Annotated in this window: 24 protein-coding genes; 21 read left to right on the top strand and 3 right to left on the bottom strand. The window is 45.4% G+C overall.

Annotated features, from left to right (window positions below; all coding sequences use genetic code 11):
* Window positions 1-84 precede the first annotated feature (84 nt).
* From frsA to OCV12_RS12545, 13 genes are all read left to right on the top strand, one after another.
* Window positions 85-1,338 (top strand): esterase FrsA, encoded by a 1,254-nt coding sequence (gene frsA, locus OCV12_RS12605; RefSeq protein WP_017633421.1) that lies wholly within the window; start codon window positions 85-87, stop codon window positions 1,336-1,338.
* Window positions 1,339-1,482: 144 nt separating this feature from the next.
* Window positions 1,483-1,872: a sigma factor-binding protein Crl gene (gene crl, locus OCV12_RS12600; RefSeq protein ID WP_123311983.1), complete on the top strand. Its 390-nt coding sequence runs from the start codon at window positions 1,483-1,485 to the stop codon at window positions 1,870-1,872.
* 76 nt (window positions 1,873-1,948) lie between these two features.
* On the top strand, window positions 1,949-3,133 hold the full coding sequence (gene proB, locus OCV12_RS12595; protein ID WP_171349567.1) for a glutamate 5-kinase: 1,185 nt from the start codon (window positions 1,949-1,951) through the stop codon (window positions 3,131-3,133).
* A gap of 66 nt (window positions 3,134-3,199) precedes the next feature.
* Window positions 3,200-4,450 carry a glutamate-5-semialdehyde dehydrogenase gene (locus OCV12_RS12590; protein WP_261884790.1) on the top strand — a complete coding sequence of 417 codons (1,251 nt, stop codon included), beginning with the start codon at window positions 3,200-3,202 and terminating at the stop codon, window positions 4,448-4,450.
* 154 nt (window positions 4,451-4,604) lie between these two features.
* Window positions 4,605-5,054: a transcriptional regulator NrdR gene (gene nrdR, locus OCV12_RS12585; RefSeq protein ID WP_004734394.1), complete on the top strand. Its 450-nt coding sequence runs from the start codon at window positions 4,605-4,607 to the stop codon at window positions 5,052-5,054.
* 40 nt (window positions 5,055-5,094) lie between these two features.
* On the top strand, window positions 5,095-6,174 hold the full coding sequence (ribD, locus tag OCV12_RS12580; protein ID WP_261884789.1) for a bifunctional diaminohydroxyphosphoribosylaminopyrimidine deaminase/5-amino-6-(5-phosphoribosylamino)uracil reductase RibD: 1,080 nt from the start codon (window positions 5,095-5,097) through the stop codon (window positions 6,172-6,174).
* Between the two features lie 69 nt (window positions 6,175-6,243).
* Entirely contained in the window at window positions 6,244-6,900 is a 657-nt protein-coding gene (locus OCV12_RS12575) for a riboflavin synthase (protein WP_010436361.1), read from the top strand.
* A gap of 108 nt (window positions 6,901-7,008) precedes the next feature.
* Window positions 7,009-8,118, top strand: coding sequence for a bifunctional 3,4-dihydroxy-2-butanone-4-phosphate synthase/GTP cyclohydrolase II (gene ribBA / locus OCV12_RS12570; protein WP_261884788.1), 1,110 nt, complete (start codon window positions 7,009-7,011; stop codon window positions 8,116-8,118).
* A 279-nt stretch (window positions 8,119-8,397) separates the two neighbouring features.
* The gene (ribH, locus tag OCV12_RS12565) at window positions 8,398-8,868 is read left to right on the top strand and encodes a 6,7-dimethyl-8-ribityllumazine synthase (protein ID WP_004741508.1); all 471 of its coding nucleotides are present in this window, start codon (window positions 8,398-8,400) and stop codon (window positions 8,866-8,868) included.
* Complete coding sequence (gene nusB / locus OCV12_RS12560) at window positions 8,868-9,335, top strand: transcription antitermination factor NusB (protein ID WP_004734399.1); 468 nt, start codon at window positions 8,868-8,870, stop codon at window positions 9,333-9,335. The genes ribH and nusB overlap by 1 nt, the downstream gene beginning before the upstream one ends.
* A gap of 115 nt (window positions 9,336-9,450) precedes the next feature.
* Entirely contained in the window at window positions 9,451-10,425 is a 975-nt protein-coding gene (thiL, locus tag OCV12_RS12555) for a thiamine-phosphate kinase (RefSeq protein ID WP_261884787.1), read from the top strand.
* Window positions 10,425-10,931: a phosphatidylglycerophosphatase A gene (pgpA, locus tag OCV12_RS12550; RefSeq protein ID WP_239828699.1), complete on the top strand. Its 507-nt coding sequence runs from the start codon at window positions 10,425-10,427 to the stop codon at window positions 10,929-10,931. Before thiL ends, pgpA begins: the two co-directional genes overlap by 1 nt.
* A gap of 75 nt (window positions 10,932-11,006) precedes the next feature.
* Window positions 11,007-11,366: a putative quinol monooxygenase gene (locus OCV12_RS12545; RefSeq protein WP_261884786.1), complete on the top strand. Its 360-nt coding sequence runs from the start codon at window positions 11,007-11,009 to the stop codon at window positions 11,364-11,366.
* 158 nt (window positions 11,367-11,524) lie between these two features.
* Here OCV12_RS12545 and dxs read toward each other — a convergent pair whose 3' ends face one another.
* The 3 genes from dxs to xseB are packed head-to-tail and all read right to left on the bottom strand — an operon-like array spanning window position 11,525 to window position 14,577.
* Window positions 11,525-13,408 carry a 1-deoxy-D-xylulose-5-phosphate synthase gene (dxs, locus tag OCV12_RS12540; protein ID WP_261884785.1) on the bottom strand — a complete coding sequence of 628 codons (1,884 nt, stop codon included), beginning with the start codon at window positions 13,406-13,408 and terminating at the stop codon, window positions 11,525-11,527.
* 21 nt (window positions 13,409-13,429) lie between these two features.
* The gene (gene ispA / locus OCV12_RS12535; RefSeq protein ID WP_210441544.1) at window positions 13,430-14,314 is read right to left on the bottom strand and encodes a (2E,6E)-farnesyl diphosphate synthase; all 885 of its coding nucleotides are present in this window, start codon (window positions 14,312-14,314) and stop codon (window positions 13,430-13,432) included.
* A gap of 20 nt (window positions 14,315-14,334) precedes the next feature.
* A complete protein-coding gene (xseB, locus tag OCV12_RS12530; RefSeq protein ID WP_004734405.1) occupies window positions 14,335-14,577 on the bottom strand; it encodes an exodeoxyribonuclease VII small subunit in 243 nt (80 codons plus the stop codon).
* 297 nt (window positions 14,578-14,874) lie between these two features.
* Between xseB and pomA the strand changes: the two genes are divergently transcribed.
* The 8 genes from pomA (at window position 14,875) to rlmM (ending at window position 23,323) form a co-directional block, all read left to right on the top strand.
* Window positions 14,875-15,639, top strand: coding sequence for a flagellar motor protein PomA (pomA, locus tag OCV12_RS12525; RefSeq protein WP_004734406.1), 765 nt, complete (start codon window positions 14,875-14,877; stop codon window positions 15,637-15,639).
* Window positions 15,640-15,651: 12 nt separating this feature from the next.
* Complete coding sequence (locus OCV12_RS12520) at window positions 15,652-16,599, top strand: flagellar motor protein MotB (RefSeq protein WP_017633412.1); 948 nt, start codon at window positions 15,652-15,654, stop codon at window positions 16,597-16,599.
* 338 nt (window positions 16,600-16,937) lie between these two features.
* The gene (thiI, locus tag OCV12_RS12515; protein ID WP_261884784.1) at window positions 16,938-18,386 is read left to right on the top strand and encodes a tRNA uracil 4-sulfurtransferase ThiI; all 1,449 of its coding nucleotides are present in this window, start codon (window positions 16,938-16,940) and stop codon (window positions 18,384-18,386) included.
* Between the two features lie 136 nt (window positions 18,387-18,522).
* Window positions 18,523-19,727, top strand: a protein-coding gene (locus tag OCV12_RS12510) for an IS3 family transposase (RefSeq protein ID WP_261884783.1) whose coding sequence is annotated in 2 segments (ribosomal slippage) — window positions 18,523-18,910 and window positions 18,910-19,727 — 1,206 coding nt in all. Because the reading frame shifts where the segments join, the coding sequence is not laid out codon by codon here.
* Between the two features lie 595 nt (window positions 19,728-20,322).
* On the top strand, window positions 20,323-21,231 hold the full coding sequence (locus tag OCV12_RS12505; RefSeq protein ID WP_017080068.1) for a transcriptional regulator GcvA: 909 nt from the start codon (window positions 20,323-20,325) through the stop codon (window positions 21,229-21,231).
* Window positions 21,224-21,847 carry an alpha/beta fold hydrolase gene (locus tag OCV12_RS12500; RefSeq protein ID WP_261884782.1) on the top strand — a complete coding sequence of 208 codons (624 nt, stop codon included), beginning with the start codon at window positions 21,224-21,226 and terminating at the stop codon, window positions 21,845-21,847. The genes OCV12_RS12505 and OCV12_RS12500 overlap by 8 nt, the downstream gene beginning before the upstream one ends.
* Window positions 21,837-22,235: a DUF423 domain-containing protein gene (locus OCV12_RS12495; protein WP_017632369.1), complete on the top strand. Its 399-nt coding sequence runs from the start codon at window positions 21,837-21,839 to the stop codon at window positions 22,233-22,235. Before OCV12_RS12500 ends, OCV12_RS12495 begins: the two co-directional genes overlap by 11 nt.
* On the top strand, window positions 22,232-23,323 hold the full coding sequence (gene rlmM, locus OCV12_RS12490; RefSeq protein WP_261884781.1) for a 23S rRNA (cytidine(2498)-2'-O)-methyltransferase RlmM: 1,092 nt from the start codon (window positions 22,232-22,234) through the stop codon (window positions 23,321-23,323). The genes OCV12_RS12495 and rlmM overlap by 4 nt, the downstream gene beginning before the upstream one ends.
* Window positions 23,324-23,663: the final 340 nt, after the last annotated feature.

Genomic DNA, 23,663 nt, shown 5'->3' with positions numbered 1-23,663 from the left:
AACTTAGTTTTTTGAGAAATGACCCTTTATAGGGTCATTTTTTTTTATATGATTAGTGACAACCATTTCTTATTAAGTATCCCAATGTCTGAATCAGAAGAAACGAGCTCGAACCTTTCGGAAACCTTGTTTGTAAAGCACAAGCAGGCCAAAGAGACCTCAATGTTGACGCAATACATGCCAAGCTCTGAAGCGTTATTGGATGAGAAGCGTGAGCAGCAAAACTTATCTTGGTATCGAAACCTAAGACGTCTTCAGTGGGTATGGCAAGGCGTTAACCCAATTGAGCAAGAGGCGGTATTGTCGCGAATCGCATCGTCAGACAACTCACGCACAACCGATGAGTGGTTGGATACCGTGATGGGCTACCGCAGCGGCAACTGGGCATACGAGTGGACCAAGTTAGGTATGCAACACCAGAACCGTTCTAATGAAAAGAGCGGTGAAGAGATGGCTGAAGAGTTGTTCTCGGCGTCTTTGTGTTTCAGCATTGCGGGCTACCCACATCTTAAGAACGATAACTTGGCGGCTCAGGCTCAGGTATTGGCGAACGCGGCCTATTCGGAGGCGATTAAGCATACCAAGCTGATCGTTAAGCAGATTGAAGTGCCGTATCAAAACAAGAAGATCAAAGCGAATTTGCATCTAGCGAAAACAGATAAGCCTCAACCGGTTGTTATCGTGAGTGCGGGTTTGGATAGCTTACAAACAGACATGTGGCGTTTGTTTAGGGATTACTTAGCACCTAAGAACATCGCGATGCTGACGGTAGACATGCCATCGATTGGTCACAGTTCTCATTGGCCGTTAACGGAAGATTCTTCGTGCTTACACCAAGCGGTATTGAACGAACTGCCAAACATCCCTTGGGTAGATCATCACAAGGTGGGCTTATTTGGCTTCCGCTTTGGTGGTAATGCCATGGTGAGATTGTCGTTCGTTGAACAACAGAAGATCAAAGCGTGTATCTCTCTTGGTGCGCCTATCCACGATATCTTTGTTCATGCCGATAAACTTAAGCAGATGCCGAAGATGCACTTAGACGTGCTAGCTTCTCGCCTGGGTAAAGGTGCGGTGGATATTAATAGCCTTTCTGGGCAGTTGATGGCGTGGTCACTTAAGGTGCAAGGGCTACTGTCGAACAGCAAAACCCGTGTTCCTATCTTGGCACTAGCCTTAGAAGGGGACCCTGTATCACCACCAATGGATAATCAACTGGTTGCTATTTACAGTGATTACGGTAAAGCGAAGAAAATCAAAGCTAAATCAATTACACAAGGTTATGAGCAATCCCTCGAATTGGCGATAAAGTGGCTTGAGGATGAATTATTTAGATGACATTTCTCCTAAATTAGTTAAGCATGAAAAGTGTACAGATTAAGTACCTGATACTCAGAGAAAATTTATAAAATCCAACTGCGTACTTTCTACGTATTGCAGTCTGAGTAACGTCATTCTTAACATTGAAAACGGAGATTCAATATGTCAGAAGTGACACAAGAACCAACGCATTATCGCTTGTTAAACGTTTTAAAGGCCATTGGTCCTTATTTGAGGGAGCCGCAATCAGAAGAAGGCCACTATCTTTTTGATTGCTTGTCTGTGTGTGTGAACGATAAAAAATCACCAGAAGAACGTGAGTTCTGGGGCTGGTGGTTGGAATTGGATAAGTCGGAAGAGGGATATTCGGCGAAGTACAACATAGGTAAATACAACATTGAAGGCAACTGGGATTCTTTACCACTGCCTAAAAAGGCGGTCGCTGAGGTGTCTCGAACTCAAGAAGCCTTCCACCAAAAACTGGTTGATGAACTTCAAAGTAAGTTTGAAATCAGTATCCAATTAGACGAAGAGTCTGTCGAATTCGTCTGATTTTAAAGGTTACTCTTCTCTATAAAGCAAAAAGGTGCGATTTCGCACCTTTTCTACTTGTGAATTCCCCTGTTGATTGCTAAAACATCACCTCTTATTTGTTTTATCCATAAAAGACTTCATGACAACAAATCATCAAAGCGGGACAACAACACAGCGTAAAACTGTCGTTGTTAAACTGGGTACCAGTGTCTTAACTGGTGGAACATTGGCATTAGATCGTGCTCACATGGTTGAGCTGGTTCGTCAGTGTGCTGAATTAAAAAAACAAGGCCACTCTGTGGTTATGGTTTCGTCTGGCGCAATTGCAGCAGGACGTGAGCACCTTGGTTACCCCGCACTTCCCAACTCAATGGCGAGCAAACAGTTGCTTGCGGCAGTTGGGCAAAGCCAGTTGATTCAAGTTTGGGAGTCTTTGTTTGCTATCTATGGCCTTAAGATTGGCCAAATGCTACTGACTCGTGCTGATCTTGATGATCGCGAGCGTTTTCTGAATGCTCGTGACACGATCAACGCACTCGTTGAACACGACATTATTCCTGTCGTAAACGAAAATGACGCAGTAGCGACCAACGAAATTAAAGTGGGCGACAACGATAACTTGTCGGCACTGGTTGGTATTTTATGCGGTGCTGATAAGCTTTTGCTGCTAACTGACCAAAAAGGCTTGTTTACAGCCGACCCTCGTAAAGACCCGAATGCTGAGCTCATCAAAGAAGTGAAAACGATTGATGACACACTGCGCAAGATCGCAGGCGGCAGTGGTACGACGTTGGGCACTGGCGGCATGGCAACAAAACTGCAGGCGGCGGATATTGCTCGTCGCGCAGGTATTGAAGTTATTATTGCAGCAGGCAGTGCTGAAAACGTGGTGTTCGACTCTTTGAGCGACAATCCACAAGGCACACGTTTCCTACCGTTAGCAGAAGCGCTTGAAAACCGTAAGCGTTGGATTTTAGCGGGCCCTGCTTCAGCAGGCGATATTGTGGTCGACGATGGTGCAGTAAACGCCGTTAACACTAAAGGGAGCAGCTTGTTGGCGAAAGGGGTTATTCGAGTTCAAGGCGAGTTTTCTCGTGGTGAAGTCACCCAAGTCACAGACAGCAAAGGCAAGGTAGTGGCGCGTGGTATCGCTAGCTACTCAAGCCAAGACCTAGCAAAAATAGCAGGCAAGCACAGTAAAGATATTGGCGACATCCTTGGTTACGATTACGGGTCAGAAGTCATTCACCGTGACGACCTTGTTGTAATCCAAGAATAGCTCGTGATGATAAGGCGAATCGCCTTTTTGCATCCAAAGACAGACAGAATTTAGGGAGAGTTAAACGTGGATTTAACTAACATGGGTATCGCAGCAAAAGAGGCTGCTTTCCACCTAGCGACCGCATCTACGGCGCAAAAAAATAAAGCATTGGCGATTATCGCTGATGAGCTAGAAGCAAACGCAACAACGATTTTAGAAGCGAACGCGAAAGACATCGAACTAGGTCGCGAAGCGGGTTTAACAGACGCACTGCTTGATCGTCTACTTCTTAACGAAGAGCGCTTAACAGGCATTGCTAATGACGTTCGTAACGTGATTAGCCTGAATGACCCAGTTGGCAGTGAGATTGACAGTAAGGTACTGGAAAACGGTATGTCACTGTCACGCCGCCGCGTACCACTTGGTGTGGTTGGAGTTATCTATGAAGCACGTCCTAACGTAACCATCGATATTGCGGCACTGTGTTTGAAAACAGGTAACGCAAGCATCCTACGTGGTGGTAAAGAGACGTTCTTCTCGAACATGGAGCTAGTTAAAGTAATCCAGTCTGCACTAGAGAAAGCGGAACTTCCTGCGGCTTCTGTTCAGTACATCGAGAAACCGGATCGTGAGTTGGTATCTCAACTGCTTAAACTGGACGACTACGTGGATATGATCATTCCTCGTGGTGGCGCTGGTCTGCACAAGATGTGTAAAGAGAACAGTACTATTCCAGTTATCATCGGTGGTTTCGGTATCAGCCACATCTTTGTTGATGAGAGCGCTGATCTAGAGAAGTCTGTTGATGTGGTTGAAAACTCGAAAGTTCAACGTCCATCTGCATGTAACTCATTGGATACGCTGCTAGTGCATGAAGCCGTTGCTGAAGCTTTCCTTGCTAAGCTAACACAGCGTTTAGCAGGCAAAGTAACCTTGGTTGCTGACGCGAGTGCAAAATCACTGCTTACTGGTTTTGAAGACCAACGCGATGCGGTTGAAGGCGACTTTGACACTGAATGGCTAAGCTACACGTTAGGAGTTAAAGTGGTTGCGGACGTTGCAGAGGCGATTGACCACATGCGCGTACACAACGCGAGTCACTCAGACGCCATCATGACTAACAGTCTAGAAAGCTCCGAGCGCTTTATTAACTCGGTAGGTTCTGCAGCGGTTTACGTGAATGCATCCACTCGTTTTACTGATGGCGCACAGTTTGGTTTAGGTGCAGAAGTGGCGGTATCTACTCAGAAACTGCATGCTCGCGGCCCAATGGGTTTAGAAGAACTGACAAGCTATAAATGGGTGGGCAAAGCGAACTATTTAGTTCGAGGTTAACGTTCTCGTTAATTTTCCTCCTCAGCTCATTTAGAAATTGCTATCGCGTAGCAATAATCAATGAATCACCACACAAAAGGGCCTTAATTGGCCCTTTTTCTTTCCTAACGTTTGGCAATTCCGTTACACTGATATTCAATTATTTGGAGGTGATATGCATTGTCCTTTTTGTTCAGAGAACGACACTAAAGTAATCGATTCAAGACTGGTAGCCGATGGCCATCAGGTTCGTCGTCGCCGTCAATGCCTTGCATGTAGCGAGCGTTTTACTACGTTCGAATCGGCAGAACTTGTGATGCCTAAAGTAATTAAGTCGAATGGAAACCGCGAACCATTTAACGAAGACAAAATGGTCGGTGGTGTTCAGCGCGCCTTAGAAAAACGCCCAGTGAGTGCTGATGCAATTGAACTTGCGATCAGTACGATTAAGTCACAACTCCGTGCAACTGGTGAGCGTGAAGTACCAAGCGAGATGATCGGTAATCTTGTGATGGGCCAATTGAAAGAATTGGATAAAGTGGCGTACATCCGTTTTGCCTCTGTTTACCGCAGCTTTGAAGACATCCGAGAGTTTGGCGAAGAAATCGCTAAATTAGAGGACTAATCCCTCAATCATGTCTAATTTTACTCCCCTAGATTTTCGAATGATGTCGCGTGCTATTCAATTAGCGAAACGCGGCATTTACACCACTTCGCCAAACCCAAATGTCGGCTGTGTCATCGTACAAACCGATGGTCAGATCGTTGGTGAAGGTTTTCATGCCAAAGCGGGCGAACCTCATGCCGAAGTGCATGCCATGCGAATGGCCGGTGATAAGGCAAAAGGCGCGACGGCTTACGTTACGCTAGAACCTTGTTCTCATTACGGTCGAACGCCGCCTTGTGCGGAAGGTTTGATTAAGGCTCAAGTTTCGAAAGTGATTTGCGCCATGCAGGACCCAAACCCTAAAGTCGCAGGGCGTGGTATCAACATGCTACGCGACGCGGGTATTGAGGTTGAAATCGGTTTGCTTGAGCAAGATGCTCTCGATTTGAACCCTGCATTTATCAAGCGCATGCAAACGGGTATGCCTTTTGTTCAGCTTAAGATGGCAGCCAGCCTTGATGGACAAACGGCCTTAGCAAATGGTCAAAGCCAATGGATAACATCGGCAGAAGCACGTCGTGATGTTCAGAATTATCGAGCAAAATCCGGTGCGGTGCTATCAACTAGCCAAACGGTGATTGAAGACAACGCATCGCTGAATGTTCGTTGGGCTGAATTACCAAGCAGCGCTCAAGCTCATTACGCTGAAGAGGAGCTACGTCAGCCGATTCGCGTGATTCTTGACCGCCAAAATCAACTGCGCCCTGAGCTCAAGTTATACCAGACGCCAACATCGGTATTGAGAGTCGCTGAAGCCTCTGCCGATATTACAGTCGGAACAACGGATGCAGGTCAGCTGGACTTACACGATTTGATGCGTCAGTTACCTGCTAATCATATTGACCATATTTGGGTCGAAGCGGGTGCCACGTTGGCAAAAAGCTTGATTGAAGCGCAGCTGGTGGATGAGCTAATCCTCTATTTAGCACCTAAACTTATGGGCAGTGACGGACGAGGTTTGATGGGCGCATTAGGGCTCACCTCAATGTCTGATGTTATTGATCTAGAAATTAAAGATGTTCGACAGGTTGGTGTGGATATTCGCATCGAAGCGAAACCCGTATTTCGAAACCGATAGTAACGAAATTATAGTGGGAATAAATCCGCTCACTACATACATGTCGTTGACAACAAAAAGAGTTTTAAAATGTTTACAGGAATTGTAGAAGCCGTAGGTACATTGAGTGCAATCACTCCCCGCGGAGAAGACATCACCGTAACGGTTAACGTGGGTAAGCTTGATATGGCTGACGTTAAGTTAGGCGATAGTATCGCTACCAATGGTGTTTGTTTGACGGTTGTTGAGTATAACGACCACAGCTACAGTGCAGACCTTTCGCTTGAAACCCTGAAAAAAACGGGTTTTGTCGATTACCAAGCAGGCGACAAGGTCAACCTAGAGAAAGCGATGCTACCGACGACTCGTTTCGGTGGTCACATCGTATCGGGTCACGTGGATGGCGTGGGCGAGATTGTTGAGCGTAACCAAGTTGGCCGTGCGATTGAGTTCTGGGTAGAAATGCCGGCTGAAATCTCAAAGTACGTAGCTCAAAAAGGTTCGGTGACGGTGGATGGTATTAGTCTTACCGTGAACGATTTACGTAAGAATGCATTTAAGCTGACGATCGTTCCTCATACCTCGTCAGAAACTACCATCGATCAATTCAATGTCGGTCGTAAAGTGAATCTAGAAGTCGATGTGTTAGCACGCTACATGGAACGTCTACTTCAAGGCCAACAGCAAGAGTCTGAGCCTGAATCTCGATTGACGATGGAATTCTTACAGCAGAATGGTTTTGCCTAATCGTTGAGACAAAGTGCGTTAAGCATCACTTTGTAAAGCGAAGCAATATCATCAGGTTTAAATAGTGTCGGTTCTAGGAAGCAGAACCATTTCAAAGGATATAGAACAATGCCAATTAGTACTCCTCAAGAAATTATTGAAGACATTCGCCTAGGAAAAATGGTTATCCTGATGGATGATGAAGATCGCGAAAATGAAGGCGATCTGATCATGGCAGCAGAACATGTTACGCCAGAAGCGATTAACTTCATGGCAATGTACGGCCGTGGTTTAATCTGTCTAACGCTGACCAAAGAGCGCTCAAGCCGCATGGGTCTTGCGCCTATGGTTCAAGACAACAACGCTCAGTACACCACGAACTTTACGGTTTCGATTGAAGCGGCAGAGGGTGTAACGACCGGTATTTCAGCATCAGATCGCGCGGTTACAGTTCAAGCTGCAGTGGCGAAAGATGCAAAAGCGGCTGACCTTGTACAACCAGGTCATATCTTCCCGCTAACAGCACAAGACGGTGGTGTTCTAACTCGCGCTGGTCATACAGAAGCAGGTTGTGATTTAGCTCGTCTAGCAGGCTGTGAGCCAGCATCGGTTATCGTTGAGATCCTAAATGACGACGGTACTATGGCGCGTCGCCCTGATCTTGAAGTGTTCGCTGAAAAGCATGATATCAAGCTAGGTACCATCGCTGACTTGATTGAATACCGCAACAACACAGAAACAACGATCGAGCGTGTTGCACAATGTCACCTACCGACTGAATTTGGTGATTTTGAGTTGGTGACTTACCGCGATACGATTGATAACCAGATCCACTACGCAATGCAAAAGGGCGACCTATCTAATGGTGATCCTTTAGTGCGTGTTCACCTGCATGATACGTTTACCGATCTTCTTCATTCTGATCGTGGCACTGAGCGTAGCTGGTCGCTAGATAAAGCGATGAAGCGCATTGGCGACGAAGGCGGCGTGTTGGTAATTCTTGGCAATGAAGAGTCGTCTGACTCTCTGATCCACAAAGTGAAGACGTTCGAAGCTCAAGATAAGAACGAACAACCAACCATGGCTAAGAAGCAGGGCACTTCGCGTCGTGTTGGCGTAGGCTCTCAGATTCTACAAGACCTTGGCGTTCATGATATGCGTCTATTGTCTTCAAGCACGAAGCGTTACCACGCCCTAGGTGGTTTCGGTCTGAACGTGGTTGAATACGTTTGTGAGTAACCACTCACAGATTAATTTGTAGCAACACAATCAATGATGACTCTGATTGCTCTTTTGGTGACGAATTAGACCAAAAGAGCACAGTCGTAAAGCTCAATTTTTCGTGCGTTAAATGCAGATGCTTGGCGACTTGTTGTTCCTATACGGTTGGGAGCAGCGCTGCGTTATCATCTTTACATCTCCGGTGTCTGTTCTGCTAAATTAGCATTAGATATTGCTCACAGTTTTGTGCTAGAATCCGGCGATTCTCACTTGATGAAAATAGTTAAAGGAAGGCTTATGAAAGTGATCGAGGGTGGCTTCCCAGCGCCAAATGCAAAAATTGCTATCGTTATTGCTCGTTTCAACAGTTTTATTAACGAAAGTTTACTTTCTGGTGCAATCGATACTTTAAAGCGTCACGGACAAGTAAGCGAAGACAACATCACTGTTGTTCGTTGCCCTGGTGCAGTTGAACTTCCACTTGTAGCGCAGCGCGTTGCAAAAACGGGTAAGTTCGATGCGATTGTATCTCTTGGTACAGTAATTCGTGGCGGTACGCCTCATTTTGACTATGTTTGTAGTGAATGTAATAAAGGTTTGGCACAAGTTTCTCTGGAATACTCTCTTCCAGTAGCATTCGGTGTGCTAACTGTTGATACGATCGATCAAGCTATTGAACGCGCAGGAACCAAGGCTGGTAATAAGGGTGCAGAAGCTGCACTTAGCGCACTTGAGATGATCAACGTTCTTTCTGAAATCGATTCCTAATGGGGGCCAGTGTGAAACCAGCCGCACGTCGTAACGCACGTCAATTTGCTCTACAAGCAATTTATTCTTGGCAAATTACTAAAGAAAATATTGCTACCGTTGAAGAACAGTTCTTATCTGGTGGTAAGTATGATGAAGAAGAGCATCATGCTGCAGAACCTGCACTTGCTATGCCAGAAACAGACGTTGCATACTTCCGCGACCTGCTAACTGGTGTTGCTCTTAGCCACATGGAACTTGATAGCAAGCTTCGTCCATTCGTATCTCGCCCTATGCAAGATCTGGATCTGATGGAACTAGCGCTTCTACGTTTAGCTATGTACGAGATGACTCGTCGCGAAGATGTACCATACAAAGTGGTTATCAACGAAGCTATCGAGCTTGCGAAAGTATTCGCAGCAGAAGACAGCCATAAGTTTGTTAACGGTGTGCTTGATAAAGCTGCACCGCACGTTCGTAAGAAATAAGACGTTCGTATATTGAATCTAAAGGTCAGCTATCATGCTGGCCTTTTTTGTAACTAAATTTCTGTAATACCAATAATTGCAGTGATCTGTATGAAGACTAAAGATAGGACATGTGATGTCTGGCGAATTTAATCTGATTGAAAAATATTTTGTAAATCGACAACCACAACGTAAAGACGTGCATCTGGCAGCGGGCGATGATTGCGCTTTGGTCAAAGCGCCAAGCAATGTTGAGATAGCGATTAGCACGGACACCTTAGTCGCGGGCACTCATTTTTTAGCAGAAGCAAACCCGGCCTGGGTTGCGCATAAGGCTTTGGCGTCTAACATCAGTGACCTTGCCGCTATGGGCGCGACACCAGCATGGGTTTCATTTGCGTTAACCATGCCGGAAGTTGATGAAGCGTGGCTTGCCCCATTTTGTGATTCATTTTTCAAACTGGCTGACTACTTTGGTATCCAACTGATTGGGGGTGACACAACCAAAGGGCCGCTGAGCTTGACGCTTACTGTGCAAGGTTTTGTTCCAGAGGGCCGAGCGCTACGCAGAGATGGTGCGAAGGTTGGTGATTGGATTTACGTAACCGGTAACCTGGGCGACAGCAAGGCAGGGCTGGAGGTGTTATTGAACCCTGAACAGAACAAAGCGAAGCCTTATGCTCTTGAGCTTGAAGAGAGGCACTACATCAGCTCTCCACGAGTGCTAGCAGGGCAGGCGCTTGTGAACCTTGCTTCGTCTGCGATTGATATCTCTGACGGTGTGATTGCTGATCTAAAGCATATCCTGAAGCGTTCAGAAGTCGGCGCAAGCATTGATGTGAGCACGTTGCCTATCTCTCAAGAGTTATGCCAGTTTGCACCTGATATTACCGCAGCGCAGCAGTACGCACTCACCAGTGGCGAAGAGTACGAGCTTTGCTTTACGGTGCCGGAAGAAAATAAAGGTTCGCTGGAAAGTGCTTTGTCACACACTGGAACAAAAGTCACCTGCATTGGCCAGATAAGACCTGTAGAATATTTTGAATTACACAATAATGGTGAACCATTAAGTTGGAGCTTAACTGGTTACGATCACTTTAAGGTTAATTGATGACAAACCCACTATCTGCAATCTCTCTTAAAAACCCTTGGCACTTATTAGCAACGGGTTTTGGCAGTGGCTTATCGCCTATTATTCCCGGAACCATGGGCACGCTTGCGTCTATCCCATTGTACTTATTGTTGGTTCAATTACCTTTCCCGGCTTATGTTGCTATCGTTGTGGTCAGCTGCATTATTGGTATCAAGATCTGCCAAGTCACATCTGATGACATGGGCGTACACGATCATGGTTCTATCGTATGGGACGAGTTCGCAGGCTTTTGGATCACTATGGCCCTAGTGCCAATGTTGAACATCCCTGCTGATGATTGGAAATGGCTATTAACTGGCTTTGTGTTATTCCGTTTCTTCGACATGGTTAAGCCTTGGCCAATTGGTTGGTTAGACGCTCGAGTTCATGGCGGCTTAGGTATCATGATTGATGATATCGTAGCGGGTATTATGGCGGCGATTTCGCTGTATGCTGTGGCGCATTTTGCAGGCTGGCTAGTTTAAGAGCTGGACTGTATTTGCTATAAAAGATTGAGATATAACGGCTTAAGTCTAAAATAAAAAAAACAAGGAATTACAATGTCTAAGAAGGTTTACTGCATCGCTCAATTTCAGCCAAAAGAAGGCAAACTGAACGAGCTGTTCGAGGTTTTAAAATCACTAGAGCCAAACACTCTGCGTGAAAATGGTTGTATTCAATACACAGTGACTCGTCACATTCAGAGCCCGTTTGCTGAAGGCCAGAGTTTCCCAATTGCTTTCAACGAAATCTGGGCGGATAACGAAGCGTTTGAAGCGCATTGCCAACGTCGTGAGATTCAACAGTTCTTCCAAGAGCAATGTGTTGAAGAGACTGGCTTAGTTGAGAACTTCAATGTAGCTATCTATTCTGATGAACCTGAGAACTATGACGCACCTGTGCTTAAGCCTTGTTGCTAAGTAGGCTTAATAGCTATTAACTACTAAGCTAAACAGCTAAACAGCTAAACAGCTAAACAGCTAAACAACGAATAGTTTATCAGTTAGCAGATACTAAAAAGGTTGACCCTAGGGCCAACCTTTTTTGTTTCGTAGCTTATGCTGTTTGCTTGTGAAAGCTATTTAGCAAGATAGTCTGAGATAGACTTCTCAATACCTTTCGCATCTAAGCCAAGCTCTTCATGCAGTTCGCCTTGAGTACCTTGAGCAATAAACTTGTCTGGAAGGCCAAGGTTCAATACTGGCATTAGCAGCTTCTCTTGCATCAAGAATTCAATTACACCTGCGCCCGCACCACCTGCGATAGCGTTCTCTTCGATAGTCACCAGTACATCGTGGTCAGCAGCAAGTTGTTTGATCAGAGCTTCGTCTAGCGGCTTCACAAAACGCATATCTGCAACCGTCGCATCAATAGCGTCAGCGGTGTGAAGTGCGCTCTCAAGGAAGGTACCAAAGCTTAGGATAGCGACTTTCGAGCCATCTTTTGCTTTCGCACTTTCACGAACGATACGACCTTTACCAATCTCAAGCGCAGTAAACTCACTTTGGATCTCAGTACCCATTCCATTACCACGAGGGTAACGAACTGCACTTGGACCTGTGTGTTGGTGGCCAGTGTAAAGCATCTGGCGACATTCGTTTTCATCACTTGGTGCCATGATCACCATGTTTGGAATACAGCGCATGAAGCTTAGATCGAACGCACCTTGGTGTGTTTGACCATCGGCGCCAACAAGACCTGCACGGTCAATTGCGAACATTACCGGTAGATCCATGATAGCCACATCGTGGATCAGTTGATCGTAGCCACGTTGTAAGAACGTCGAGTAGATAGCCACAATCGGCTTATCACCGGCAATCGCCATACCGGTTGCTAGCGTCACCGCGTGCTGCTCAGCAATCGCAACATCGAAGTATTGCTCTGGGTATTCTTTCGAGAAACGCACCATGCCAGAACCTTCACGCATTGCTGGTGTGATCGCCATTAGCTTAGGATCTTGCGCGGCCATATCACATAGGAAGTCGCCAAAAATCTTAGAGAAAGTTGGTTTAGAGCTGGTGCTCTTAGGCAGACTTGAGTGTGCAGGATCGAATCTAGGCACACCGTGGTAGCCAATTGGATCTTTCTCTGCTGGCTCGTAGCCTTTACCTTTCTTAGTCATGATATGCAGGAACTGAGGGCCTTTAAGGTCTCTCATGTTCTTCAGCGTTTTAATCAGCTCATTCACATCGTGACCGTCCACCGGACCAATGTAGTTAAAGCCTAACTCTTCAAACATGGTGCCAGGGACAACCATGCCTTTTAGGTGTTCTTCTGTACGACGAACCAGCTCTTTAATCGGCGGAACGCCAGATAGCACTTTCTTGCCGCCCTCACGAATAGACGTGTAAAGACTGCCAGAAAGAACTTGAGCTAGGTGGTTGTTCAGAGCACCTACGTTTTCAGAGATCGACATCTCGTTATCGTTAAGGATAACCAGCATGTCATTGTGAATATCGCCCGCGTGGTTCATGGCTTCGAATGCCATACCTGCGGTAATCGCGCCGTCACCAATCACACTCACGACTTTACGATTCTTGCCTTCTTTCTTAGCACTGATTGCCATGCCGAGAGCAGCACTGATCGATGTTGAAGAGTGACCAACAGAAAGAGTGTCATATTCGCTTTCTTCACGCCATGGGAATGGGTGCAGTCCATCTTTCTGACGGATAGTCGACAAGCGGTCGCGACGACCAGTAAGAATCTTGTGCGGGTATGCTTGGTGGCCAACATCCCAAACCAACTGGTCAAAAGGCGTGTTGTACACGTAGTGCAGAGCTACTGTTAGCTCTACCGTACCTAAGCCTGACGCTAAGTGACCACTTGACTGGCTCACTGAGTTAAGAAGATAGGTGCGTAATTCATCACAAAGCTGTGTTAGCGTCTCTTTCGGAAGAAGACGCAAATCCTCTGGCTTATCAGCCAAAGCAAGAGTTGGGTACTTTGATATATCAAGAGTCATAGGTAATGCGCGCTTATTGTCTTAGTTCTTGCGCTCGATGACGTATCGGGCGAACTCTTCGAGTAACTGGGTATTGTATGGGATTGCAGCCAAAGCTTGAAGCGCTTCCTGTAGCAGAGATTGCGCTTTTTCTTGAGCGCCCTCTAAACCTAACAAAGAAGGGTAGGTGCTTTTGTTCAAACCTTGGTCAGAGCCCTGTGGTTTACCCAACGTTTCAGTATCGCTAGTGATATCTAAGATATCGTCTTGAACTTGGAAGGCTAACCCGATGGCATCGGCGTACTTGTCTAATTGAGGCAGCACTTCAAACGCTTTCTCACCAGCAGCCAGTGCACCTAAACGAATCGCACTCTTCATCAGAGCGCCCGTTTTATTTCGGTGAACTTCTTCCAGTTCTTCTAGTGTGACAGCGCGGTTTTCTGCTTCAATATCAAGCGCCTGACCAATACACATACCTTGCGCACCAGAGGCTTCAGCTAGGCGTTGAATCATTCGAACGCGATTGCTTTCCCCGTCAGCACTTAATGTGCCTTCCGCAAGTATAGTAAACGCGAGAGTTTGTAGTGCATCGCCGGTTAAAATCGCTGTCGCTTCATCGTATTTGATGTGACAAGTCTGATGGCCACGACGCAGTTCGTCGTCATCCATTGCTGGAAGGTCGTCGTGAATCAGAGAATAGGCATGAATACACTCGACTGCAGAGGCTGGAGTGTCGAGCTCTTCAGCGGTACAGCCGAGCATGTCCCCTGTAATGTAGACAAGAAATGGACGTGCGCGTTTACCGCCTAAAAGTAATCCATAACGCATCGCGTTGATAAGATTCTGATTTTGGTGTGGTAGGCGATCAAGCCAAAGGTTCAATTGCTCGTTATTACGTGCTTGATAAGACAATAAAGTCTCGATCATAGGGGATCTCATACAATTCGTTATTCAGGTTGTGGGTTAAAGTCACTCAGCTCTGCATTTTCATCATTTTGCAGTAGGATGCTAACACGTTGTTCGGCATCGTTTAGTTTACTTTGACCGGCACGAGCGAGGGAGATGCCTCGTTCGAATTTTTTCAGCGCATCATCTAAAGCTAGATCACCATTTTCTAGTTGATCAACCAAGCCATCAAGCTCTTCGATTGCTGCTTCAAAGCTCATATTTTCAGGTTTCTTAGTAGCCATAATAAATCTGCGTTTGGAAAGATGAACGAACGTTACCCTAGGCCGCTGATATGGTCAAATGTAACCAATAAATTTTGCTAGAAAGTTCGTTTTTAAGAGGCTTCAAGCCACTTTCATCGAATAACCCCACCTTTATCGAGTTTATGACTGGCTGATAAGAGCAAAGCGGGTAATAGTTGTGATTCAAAAACCAAAAGTGTGATACTTAGGCCAAGAATTTACTAAAAGATCTTATAGTCTTGCCGATAAAAAGATTATCGTCGACATAGAGCTACAAAAAAGCATGAGGAGTGCTCAGTGGATTTAGCAACCCTAATAGGTTTGATTGGTGGATTTGCCTTTGTAATCATGGCAATGATCCTAGGTGGAAGCCTCGGGATGTTCTATGACACGACATCCATTTTGATCGTGGTTGGTGGTTCAACATTTGTTGTTCTAATGAAGTTCACCATGGGGCAGTTCTTTGGCGCGACCAAAATTGCCGGCAAAGCATTTATGTTTAAAGCCGATGAGCCTGAAGATTTGATCGCGAAAGTGGTTGAGATGGCAGACGCTGCTCGTAAAGGTGGCTTCCTAGCACTTGAAGAGATGGAAATCAGCAACAGCTTCATGCAAAAGGGCATCGATTTATTGGTGGATGGCCATGATGGTGATGTGGTGCGTGCTGCACTGCAAAAAGACATCGCATTAACGACTGAACGTCACGAGCAGGGCGCGAAAGTGTTCTCTGCATTTGGTGATGTTGCCCCAGCGATGGGTATGATTGGTACCTTGGTTGGTCTGGTAGCCATGCTTTCGAACATGGATGATCCTAAAGCGATCGGTCCTGCGATGGCGGTGGCACTTTTAACCACCCTATATGGTGCGATTCTTTCGAACATGGTGTTCTTCCCAATTGCCGACAAACTTGCGCTACGTCGTGACCAAGAGACACTCAACCGTCGCTTGGTGATGGATGGCGTGTTAGCGATTCAAGATGGTCAGAACCCACGAGTTATTGATGGTTACCTCAAGAGCTACCTGAACGAAGGTAAGCGCACGATTGATGGTGAACCGGCGTAAGAGGAGTTTAAGATGGATGAAGAGAATCCATGTAAATGTCCTCCTCCGGGGTTACCTCAATGGATGGGGACATTTGCTGACTTGATGTCACTGCTGATGTGTTTCTTCGTACTGCTGCTCTCATTCTCTGAGATGGACGTACTGAAGTTTAAACAGATCGCGGGCTCGATGAAGTTTGCGTTTGGTGTACAAAACCGCTTAGAAGTGAAAGACATCCCGAAAGGGACTAGCATCATTGCACAAGAGTTTCGCCCTGGTCGTCCAGAGCCGACACCGATTGATGTGATCATGCAGCAGACCATTGATATTACTCAGCAGACGCTGGAATTTCATGAAGGTGAATCTGAGCGCGCTGGTGGCACTATGCGTGACCAAGGCAAGATGACCGGAGGCAAGTCGCCAGAGGTTTCGACTCACGATAATCAAAACTCTGAGTCAGACCAACAGCAACAACAGGCTGAAGCTCAATCGCAAGAGATGGAAACCTTGATGGAAAGCATCAAGAAGGCGTTGGAAAGAGAAATCGACCAAGGCGCGATTGAGGTGGAAAACCTTGGCCAACAGATTGTGATTCGAATTCGTGAGAAAGGTGCATTTCCATCGGGTTCTGCTTTCTTACAGCCCAAGTTCCGGCCTTTGGTGAGACAGGTGGCTGAACTGGTTAAAGATGTTCCGGGTATTGTTCGAATCTCAGGGCACACCGATAACCAACGTCTTGATTCTGAGCTGTATCGTTCTAATTGGGACTTATCATCACAGCGAGCAGTATCTGTTGCTCAAGAGATGGAGAAGGTTCGTGGATTCTCTCATCAACGCTTGAGAGTACGTGGTATGGCAGACACCGAGCCAGTAGAGCCGAATGATACTGAATGGCAACGCAGCCTAAACCGCCGCGTAGAGATCAGCATCATGCAGGGCGAACCGCTATACAGTGAAGAAGTCCCAGCTATCTCTCAATAGTATCGAGATCTGAGTTATATCGAGTGATTAAATAAACCAGAAAGCCCAACCTTATGATGAGGTTGGGCTTTTTCTTTTGTTCATTAGTTCTTAGCTGATTGTTACTTTGTGCATCCATCAAACTGCCGATAGCGAACAGAGGTGCTATTTTTAATTAGGTGCGTATTTATTAATGGTGCCCAAGCAAGCACTCTTTTCCTTGTTTCACTTTCTCATGTATAATTCGCGCCCTTAGATTTAGATATGATCTACTCTTGCTTCAAGTGCTGTGTAAATTCTCTAATTTACTTGGCGAAGAGCCTTTTAAAAATTTTGAACATTAATGTTGTGAAAGTACTATGAAATTTATTGTTAAGCCCCATCCGGAAATTTTTGTAAAAAGTGAATCGGTGCGTAAGCGCTTCACAAGGATTCTAGAGTGCAACATTCGTAACGTTATTCAGCGTCGCTGTGAAAGTGTTGCGGTATTCAACCGTCGTGACCATATCGAAGTGACATCTGAGAGTGACCAGTACTACACAGAAGTGTTAGAGGCACTGACTCACACTCCGGGTATTCACCACTCTCTTGAAGTTCAACAGTCTGAATTCAAAGACTTGCACGATATTTACGAGCAAGTACTAGAACGCAGCCGTGCTGACATTGAAGGTAAGACTTTCTCTGTTCGTGCTAAGCGTCGTGGTAAGCATGACTTTACGTCTATCGAGCTAGAGCGCTACGTAGGCGGTGGCTTAAACCAAGCCGTTGAGTCAGCGAAAGTTCGACTGAAGAACCCAGACGTAACGGTTAAGGTTGAAGTGGCTAACGACAAACTTAACCAAGTTCTGGCTCGTCACAAAGGTCTTGGTGGCTTCCCTCTTGGTACTCAAGAAGACCTACTAAGCTTGATCTCTGGCGGTTTCGATTCTGGCGTTTCAAGCTACCTGCACATCAAACGCGGTTCTAAGGTTCACTACTGTTTCTTCAATCTTGGTGGCCCTGCGCATGAGATTGGCGTTAAGCAAGTGGCTCACTACCTATGGAACAAATACGGTTCATCTGCAAAAGTGAAGTTCATCTCTGTAGACTTCGAACCGGTTGTTGCTGAAATCCTTGAGAACGTAGAAGACGGCCAAATGGGCGTTGTTCTTAAGCGTATGTTCATGCGTGCTGGTGGTATGGTTGCAGAACGTTTTGGTATTGAAGCGCTAGTAACAGGTGAAGCTCTTGGTCAGGTTTCTAGCCAAACACTAACTAACCTTCGTCATATCGATAACGTGACGGATACGTTGATCCTTCGTCCGCTTATCAACTGGGACAAAGAAGACATCATCGATCTTTCTCGTATCATCGGTACTGAAGACTTCGCGAAAGTAATGCCAGAGTACTGTGGTGTTATCTCTAAGAAGCCAACAGTGAAAGCGAAGAAAGGTAAACTAGAAGCAGAAGAATCTAAGTTTAACTTTGAAGTTCTGGATCAAGTGATCGAGAACGCTCGTGTTATGGATATTCGTGACATTGAGAAAGAGAGCCAAGAGCAAGCACCTGAAGTTGAACAAGTTCAGGCTGTTGCTGACCACGCTATCGTTCTAGATATCCGTAGCCCAGACGAAGAAGACGAAAGCCCACTAGAAATCGACGGTGTTGAAGTGAAGCACCTACCTTTCTACAAGCTAGCGACTCAGTTTGGTGATTTAGACCAAGGTAAAGAGTACCTACTGTACTGTGACCGTGGTGTCATGAGCCGTCTGCAAGCACTTTACTTGCAAGAGCAAGGCTTCAAGAACGTTAAGGTTTACCGTCCATAGTTAACCTTTGATGGTATGACTTCGGTCTGAGAACACATACGAAAAGCCGCCTACTGAAAAGTAAGCGGCTTTTTATTTATCGGTGTACCGTCCTAAATATGGTTGACACATTTCCAACATGAAATTGGAGAGTGTCATGAAAACAACAAGTAGACGTACTCAACGAGATTATTCTCTTGCCTTTAAATTGGCAGTAGTAAGCCAAGTTGAAAAAGGCGAAATGACTTATAAGCAGGCTCAAGAGCGTTATGGGATCCAAGGTCGCTCTACCGTTTTAGTTTGGCTTCGCAAACATGGTCAACTAGATTGGTCTAAAGGAATAGAACAATCGAGAGCGTTAGGAGCGACTATGTCAAACTCTTCCTCAACTCAAACCCCAGAGCAACGAATCAAAGAACTCGAACAGCAATTAGAAGAAACTCAGCTTAAAGCTGAGTTCTTTGAAGCGGTTGTAAAAGTCATGGATCGAGATTTCGGTGTCCGAATCTCAAAGAAGCGCAAGGCCGAGTTATTAAGGAAAAAACGGTCAGAAAGTTGACCGTCACTAAAGCTTGTCACTTCATCGGTATTACACGACAAGCTTTCTACAAGCGCTGTGTTGCGGAAATTCATCAGACAAAGAAAGATGAATCAGTACTCGGTTTTGTGAAGGAGCAAAGGATGATGCACCCTCGTATAGGAACTCGTAAGATCAAGTATTTACTTGCTCAGAACGATATTGAAATCGGGCGAGACCGCTTATTCTCTCTACTGAGAATGAATCGATTATTAGTGCAGAATCGAAGGGCTTATCATCGAACCACAAACAGTAATCATCGCTTTTACTGCCATCCAAATCGAATCAAAGAAGGCTTAATACCGGAAAGACCAGAGCAATTATGGGTTGCCGATATTACTTATCTAGCAACGCGGTGTGGTAGTACTTATCTCAGTTTAGTGACGGACGCTTATTCAAGAAAAATCGTGGGCTATCACATAGGTGATGATATGAAAGCTCGCACGGTCAAGCAGGCCTTTTTAAACGCGTTGAAAGAGCGGAAGAATACAGGTGAGCTTGTTCATCACTCAGATCGAGGTGTTCAGTACTGCTCTGTTGAATACCAAGAGTTGCATCGACAGTATGATGTATCTTGCTCAATGACTGATGGCTATGACTGTTATCAAAATGCGTTAGCAGAGAGGATCAACGGAATATTGAAGATGGAGTATCTGTTGAATAAACCGAATGATTTAGATGAAGCAAAGAAAATGGTCGCCGAATCAGTAAAAATCTATAATGAATATAGGCCTCACACTGCTCTAAAATACAAAACGCCCGATGAAATACATCGAGCGTTTTAGTCAATCAAGTGTCAACCCATATCAGGACGGTACACGGTTGATTGTTATTCTGTCGTCGATAAAGTGGTTTGATAGCCTCACTCGTACGGTCTTTTGTCGTAAAAACATGGCTGCGTGATTAAATAGAGTTTAGGTGAGAGTTGTTACCAAAATGCGCAATGAAGTGCTTATATTTGTATTCGTATGATTGTTTACGTAAGCAGGCGTTAAATTTTGTGATTAGAGTGAGAAAATAGTAAGGATTAATTAGCACAGCTATTGATAAACTTGTTGTTACTTTTCTCTGGGCATAAAAAAACACCGCCGTATAGGCGGTGTAAACAAATTTGACAGACAGGTCAAAATAAATACAGGAAGTATATGCCTCGTTTCAGGGTATAACTGCAACAAAACATTTGGTAGAACTCTACCCAACTCGAAAAGTACGAGTTTGCAAACACAACATCGCAGGAGCTAAGCCAATTGATTCTAGAGAGAATCAAGCCGTTCAGGCTAGCTGCTGCGGAATGAAATATAGAATTTCTCTAGCCGCTAGGCAATGGACAAATTATAATGTTTCAGATAAAAAAAACTAATGCTTATTTAGAGAGTAACTATGTCTCGTCGATTACCCCCATTAAACTCGTTGAGAGTGTTTGAAGCCGCTGCCCGACACTTGAGTTTTACGCGTGCTGCAGAAGAGTTGTTTGTTACTCAAGCTGCGGTTAGCCACCAGATCAAAGCACTTGAAGAATTCTTATCTTTGAAGCTTTTTCGTCGAAGAAACCGTTCTTTGTTGCTAACGGAAGAAGGGCAAAGCTACTTCTTAGATATCAAAGATATTTTCACATCACTCGCAGAAGCCACTGACAAAGTGCTGGAGCGAAGTGAGAAGGGTGCATTGACCATCAGCTTACCGCCAAGTTTTGCCATTCAATGGTTAGTACCAAGGCTTGCCGACTTTAATCAGCAAGAACCTGATATCGATGTGCGAATCAAAGCCGTGGATATGGATGAAGGCTCGCTAACGGATGATGTCGACGTTGCTATCTATTATGGCCGAGGCAATTGGTCGGGTCTGAGAGCCGACAAGCTGTATCAAGAATATCTGATCCCGCTTTGTTCTCCTTCAGTGCTGCTCGGAACAAAACCATTAGAATCTCTAAGTGATTTAGCATGCCATACGCTATTGCACGATACCTCTCGAAAAGATTGGAAACAGTTTGCTAAACAAAATGGTATCGACGGAGTTAACGTAAACCATGGCCCGATCTTCAGTCACTCAACCATGGTGCTTCAAGCGGCAGCTCACGGCCAAGGCATTGCATTAGGTAACAACGTTCTCGCACAACCAGAAATAGAAGCAGGTCGCTTGATAGCACCGTTTGATGAGGTGTTGGTGAGTAAGAATGCCTTTTATGTCGTGTGTCACGAGAAACAAGCCGACATGGGCCGAATCGCGACCTTCCGTGATTGGATGCTAGCGAAAGCGCAAAGTGAACAAGAGGACTTGCTGGATGAATAACATCATTATTGATGGTGAAGACAACCCAATCACCTTTATCTTCGCACACGGCGCGGGTGCTGGTATGGACCACGAGTTCATGCAGTCGGTAGCCAAAGGATTAGCCTTTAAAGGGATACGAGTGATTCGTTTCAATTTCCCTTACATGATCAAGCGTGCTGAAGATGGCAAGCGTCGTCCACCGGACAGAGCCCCTAAGCTACTTGAAGCCTACCAAGAGATCATCGAGCAATGCGATGCCGACAAGCTTGTGATTGGTGGTAAGTCGATGGGAGGACGCATGGCGAGTCATCTGTCCGAACTGGATAAAGTGGCTGCGATGGCGTGTTTGGGTTTTCCTTTCCATCCACCGGGCAAACCAGAGAAATACAAAGGCGAACATCTCGCTGAGTTAACCAAGCCGTGTCTTATTTTACAAGGCGAGCGTGATACCTTTGGTAAGCGTGAAGAGTTTGCTAACTTCAATCTGTCGGATTCAATTCGTGTTGAATTTATTCCCGATGGCGACCACAGCTTCAAGCCGCGCAAGAGCTCTGGCTATACGGAACAGCAGAACATCGCGTTAACCGTTGAAAAGCTATCTGCGTTTATCAAAGAGGTGTTGAATGAAAAGTAAGTATTTACTCACTTTCGCAGGCATTTCTGGTGCGATAGCAGTGATGCTTGGGGCATTTGCTGCACACGGTTTGAAAGCCATCTTGCCTGAGTATCTTTTGGGTGTGTTCGAGACGGGTGTTCAGTACCAATTTATCCATACTCTAGCGATATTGGCGTGTGGCGCTCTGCTACAGATGAAACTTGGCGCTAAATCACAAAAATATTTTTTCATTGCGGCAATTTGCTTTATCATCGGCATCCTTTGTTTTAGTGGCAGCCTTTATGGGCTAGCACTGACAGGAATAAAATGGTTTGGCCCTATAACACCGTTTGGTGGTCTACTATTTATCATTGGTTGGGGAGTCTTCTCCTTCGCTGCTTTGAATATAAAAGAGGTAACTCAGTGAAACACGTACTACTTTATTGTCGCTCTGGTTTTGAAAAAGAATGTGCTGGCGAAATTCAAGACAAGGCAACACAACTGGAAGTGTTTGGTTTTCCTCGCCTAAAGAACAATACAGGCTTTGTATTGTTTGAATGTTACCAAGCAGGTGAAGCAGATAAGTTGATCAAAGAGATCGACTTCCAGTCACTGATCTTTGCTCGTCAAATGCTAGCAGTAGCGGTTGAAATCAAAGACCTGCCAACCGATGACCGTATTTCTCCAATTCTTGAGGCGCTTTCTGAAAAAGAAGGCTTCCCACGTTGTGGCGATATCCGTATCGAAACGCCAGATACAAACGAAGCAAAAGAGCTATTGAAGTTCTGCCGTAAATTTACCGTGCCAATGCGTCAAGCAATGCGTGGCAAAGGCTTGATGACGGCTAAGGACAACGCTAAGAAGCCAGTATTGCACCTGTGCTTCATCGCTCCGGGTCACTGCTTTGTGGGTTACTCTTACCCATCAAACAACTCGCAGTTCTTCATGGGTATTCCTCGTCTGAAATTCCCATCAGACGCGCCTAGCCGTTCTACGTTGAAGCTAGAAGAAGCGTTCCACGTATTCATCCCTCGTGATGAGTGGGATGAGCGTTTGGCTCCGGGTATGTGGGGTGTTGATTTAGGTGCGTGTCCAGGCGGTTGGACTTACCAACTGGTTAAGCGTTCGATGTTTGTTCACTGTGTTGATAACGGCATGATGGCAGAGAGTCTAATGGAAACGGGTCAGATTAAGCACCACATGGTGGATGGCTTTAAGTTCGAACCAGACCGTAAGAACGTAACTTGGATTATCTGTGACATGGTTGAGAAGCCAGCTCGTGTTGCACACCTTATGGGTGAGTGGATCATCAAAGGTTGGGCGCAAGAAGCACTATTCAACCTGAAACTACCGATGAAAGGCCGTTACGATGAAGTACTGCAGGATATCGAGAACCTAAAAGTGTTCCTTATTGAGAATAAAGTGAAGTTCAAGATGCAAGCTAAGCACCTTTACCACGATCGCGAAGAGATCACGGTTCATATCCAGTCGCTTTCAAACATCTCACCGCATTAATATTTGCATTAGTGCCAGTCTCAGTATCGAGATAAAGAAAATGCTCCTTTAAGGGGCATTTTTTGTATCTGCAGTTTGGCAATCGCTCAGTTAGATCCATCGTTACATGTTGTGAGAAGTCGCATTAATGAGCCAAATATTGGTGTTATGGCTTATCAACATAACTGACATGAAAATCGTTAAATATCCTATATCAGCGGTGATTTGATATGAAAAAAGCCGTAAGTGATCGAGACATACGGCTACCTAATTCAGGGGTGATACGAAGAAGGGTTTATTCAAAGATTCAGCAGCAAAACGAAGTAAGTTTTACAGCCAGAACATCCTAATCGAATTCTGT

It is taken from the genome of Vibrio pomeroyi, assembly GCF_024347595.1.
Taxonomy (GTDB): domain Bacteria; phylum Pseudomonadota; class Gammaproteobacteria; order Enterobacterales; family Vibrionaceae; genus Vibrio; species Vibrio pomeroyi.
The sequence above is the reverse complement of the archived record's forward strand: the minus strand, read 5'-3'. Positions and strand labels throughout refer to the sequence as shown.

Excerpts from the sequence above, each read along its gene's own strand:
- frsA (WP_017633421.1), top strand. The coding sequence starts at position 85 with ATGTCTGAATCAGAAGAAACGAGCTCGAACCTTTCGGAAACCTTGTTT.
- crl (WP_123311983.1), top strand. The coding sequence starts at position 1,483 with ATGTCAGAAGTGACACAAGAACCAACGCATTATCGCTTGTTAAACGTT.
- nrdR (WP_004734394.1), top strand. The coding sequence starts at position 4,605 with ATGCATTGTCCTTTTTGTTCAGAGAACGACACTAAAGTAATCGATTCA.
- ribD (WP_261884789.1), top strand. The coding sequence starts at position 5,095 with ATGATGTCGCGTGCTATTCAATTAGCGAAACGCGGCATTTACACCACT.
- OCV12_RS12575 (WP_010436361.1), top strand. The coding sequence starts at position 6,244 with ATGTTTACAGGAATTGTAGAAGCCGTAGGTACATTGAGTGCAATCACT.
- ribBA (WP_261884788.1), top strand. The coding sequence starts at position 7,009 with ATGCCAATTAGTACTCCTCAAGAAATTATTGAAGACATTCGCCTAGGA.
- ribH (WP_004741508.1), top strand. The coding sequence starts at position 8,398 with ATGAAAGTGATCGAGGGTGGCTTCCCAGCGCCAAATGCAAAAATTGCT.
- nusB (WP_004734399.1), top strand. The coding sequence starts at position 8,868 with ATGGGGGCCAGTGTGAAACCAGCCGCACGTCGTAACGCACGTCAATTT.
- thiL (WP_261884787.1), top strand. The coding sequence starts at position 9,451 with ATGTCTGGCGAATTTAATCTGATTGAAAAATATTTTGTAAATCGACAA.
- pgpA (WP_239828699.1), top strand. The coding sequence starts at position 10,425 with ATGACAAACCCACTATCTGCAATCTCTCTTAAAAACCCTTGGCACTTA.
- OCV12_RS12545 (WP_261884786.1), top strand. The coding sequence starts at position 11,007 with ATGTCTAAGAAGGTTTACTGCATCGCTCAATTTCAGCCAAAAGAAGGC.
- dxs (WP_261884785.1), bottom strand. The coding sequence starts at position 13,408 with ATGACTCTTGATATATCAAAGTACCCAACTCTTGCTTTGGCTGATAAG.
- ispA (WP_210441544.1), bottom strand. The coding sequence starts at position 14,314 with ATGATCGAGACTTTATTGTCTTATCAAGCACGTAATAACGAGCAATTG.
- xseB (WP_004734405.1), bottom strand. The coding sequence starts at position 14,577 with ATGGCTACTAAGAAACCTGAAAATATGAGCTTTGAAGCAGCAATCGAA.
- OCV12_RS12520 (WP_017633412.1), top strand. The coding sequence starts at position 15,652 with ATGGATGAAGAGAATCCATGTAAATGTCCTCCTCCGGGGTTACCTCAA.
- thiI (WP_261884784.1), top strand. The coding sequence starts at position 16,938 with ATGAAATTTATTGTTAAGCCCCATCCGGAAATTTTTGTAAAAAGTGAA.
- OCV12_RS12505 (WP_017080068.1), top strand. The coding sequence starts at position 20,323 with ATGTCTCGTCGATTACCCCCATTAAACTCGTTGAGAGTGTTTGAAGCC.
- OCV12_RS12500 (WP_261884782.1), top strand. The coding sequence starts at position 21,224 with ATGAATAACATCATTATTGATGGTGAAGACAACCCAATCACCTTTATC.
- OCV12_RS12495 (WP_017632369.1), top strand. The coding sequence starts at position 21,837 with ATGAAAAGTAAGTATTTACTCACTTTCGCAGGCATTTCTGGTGCGATA.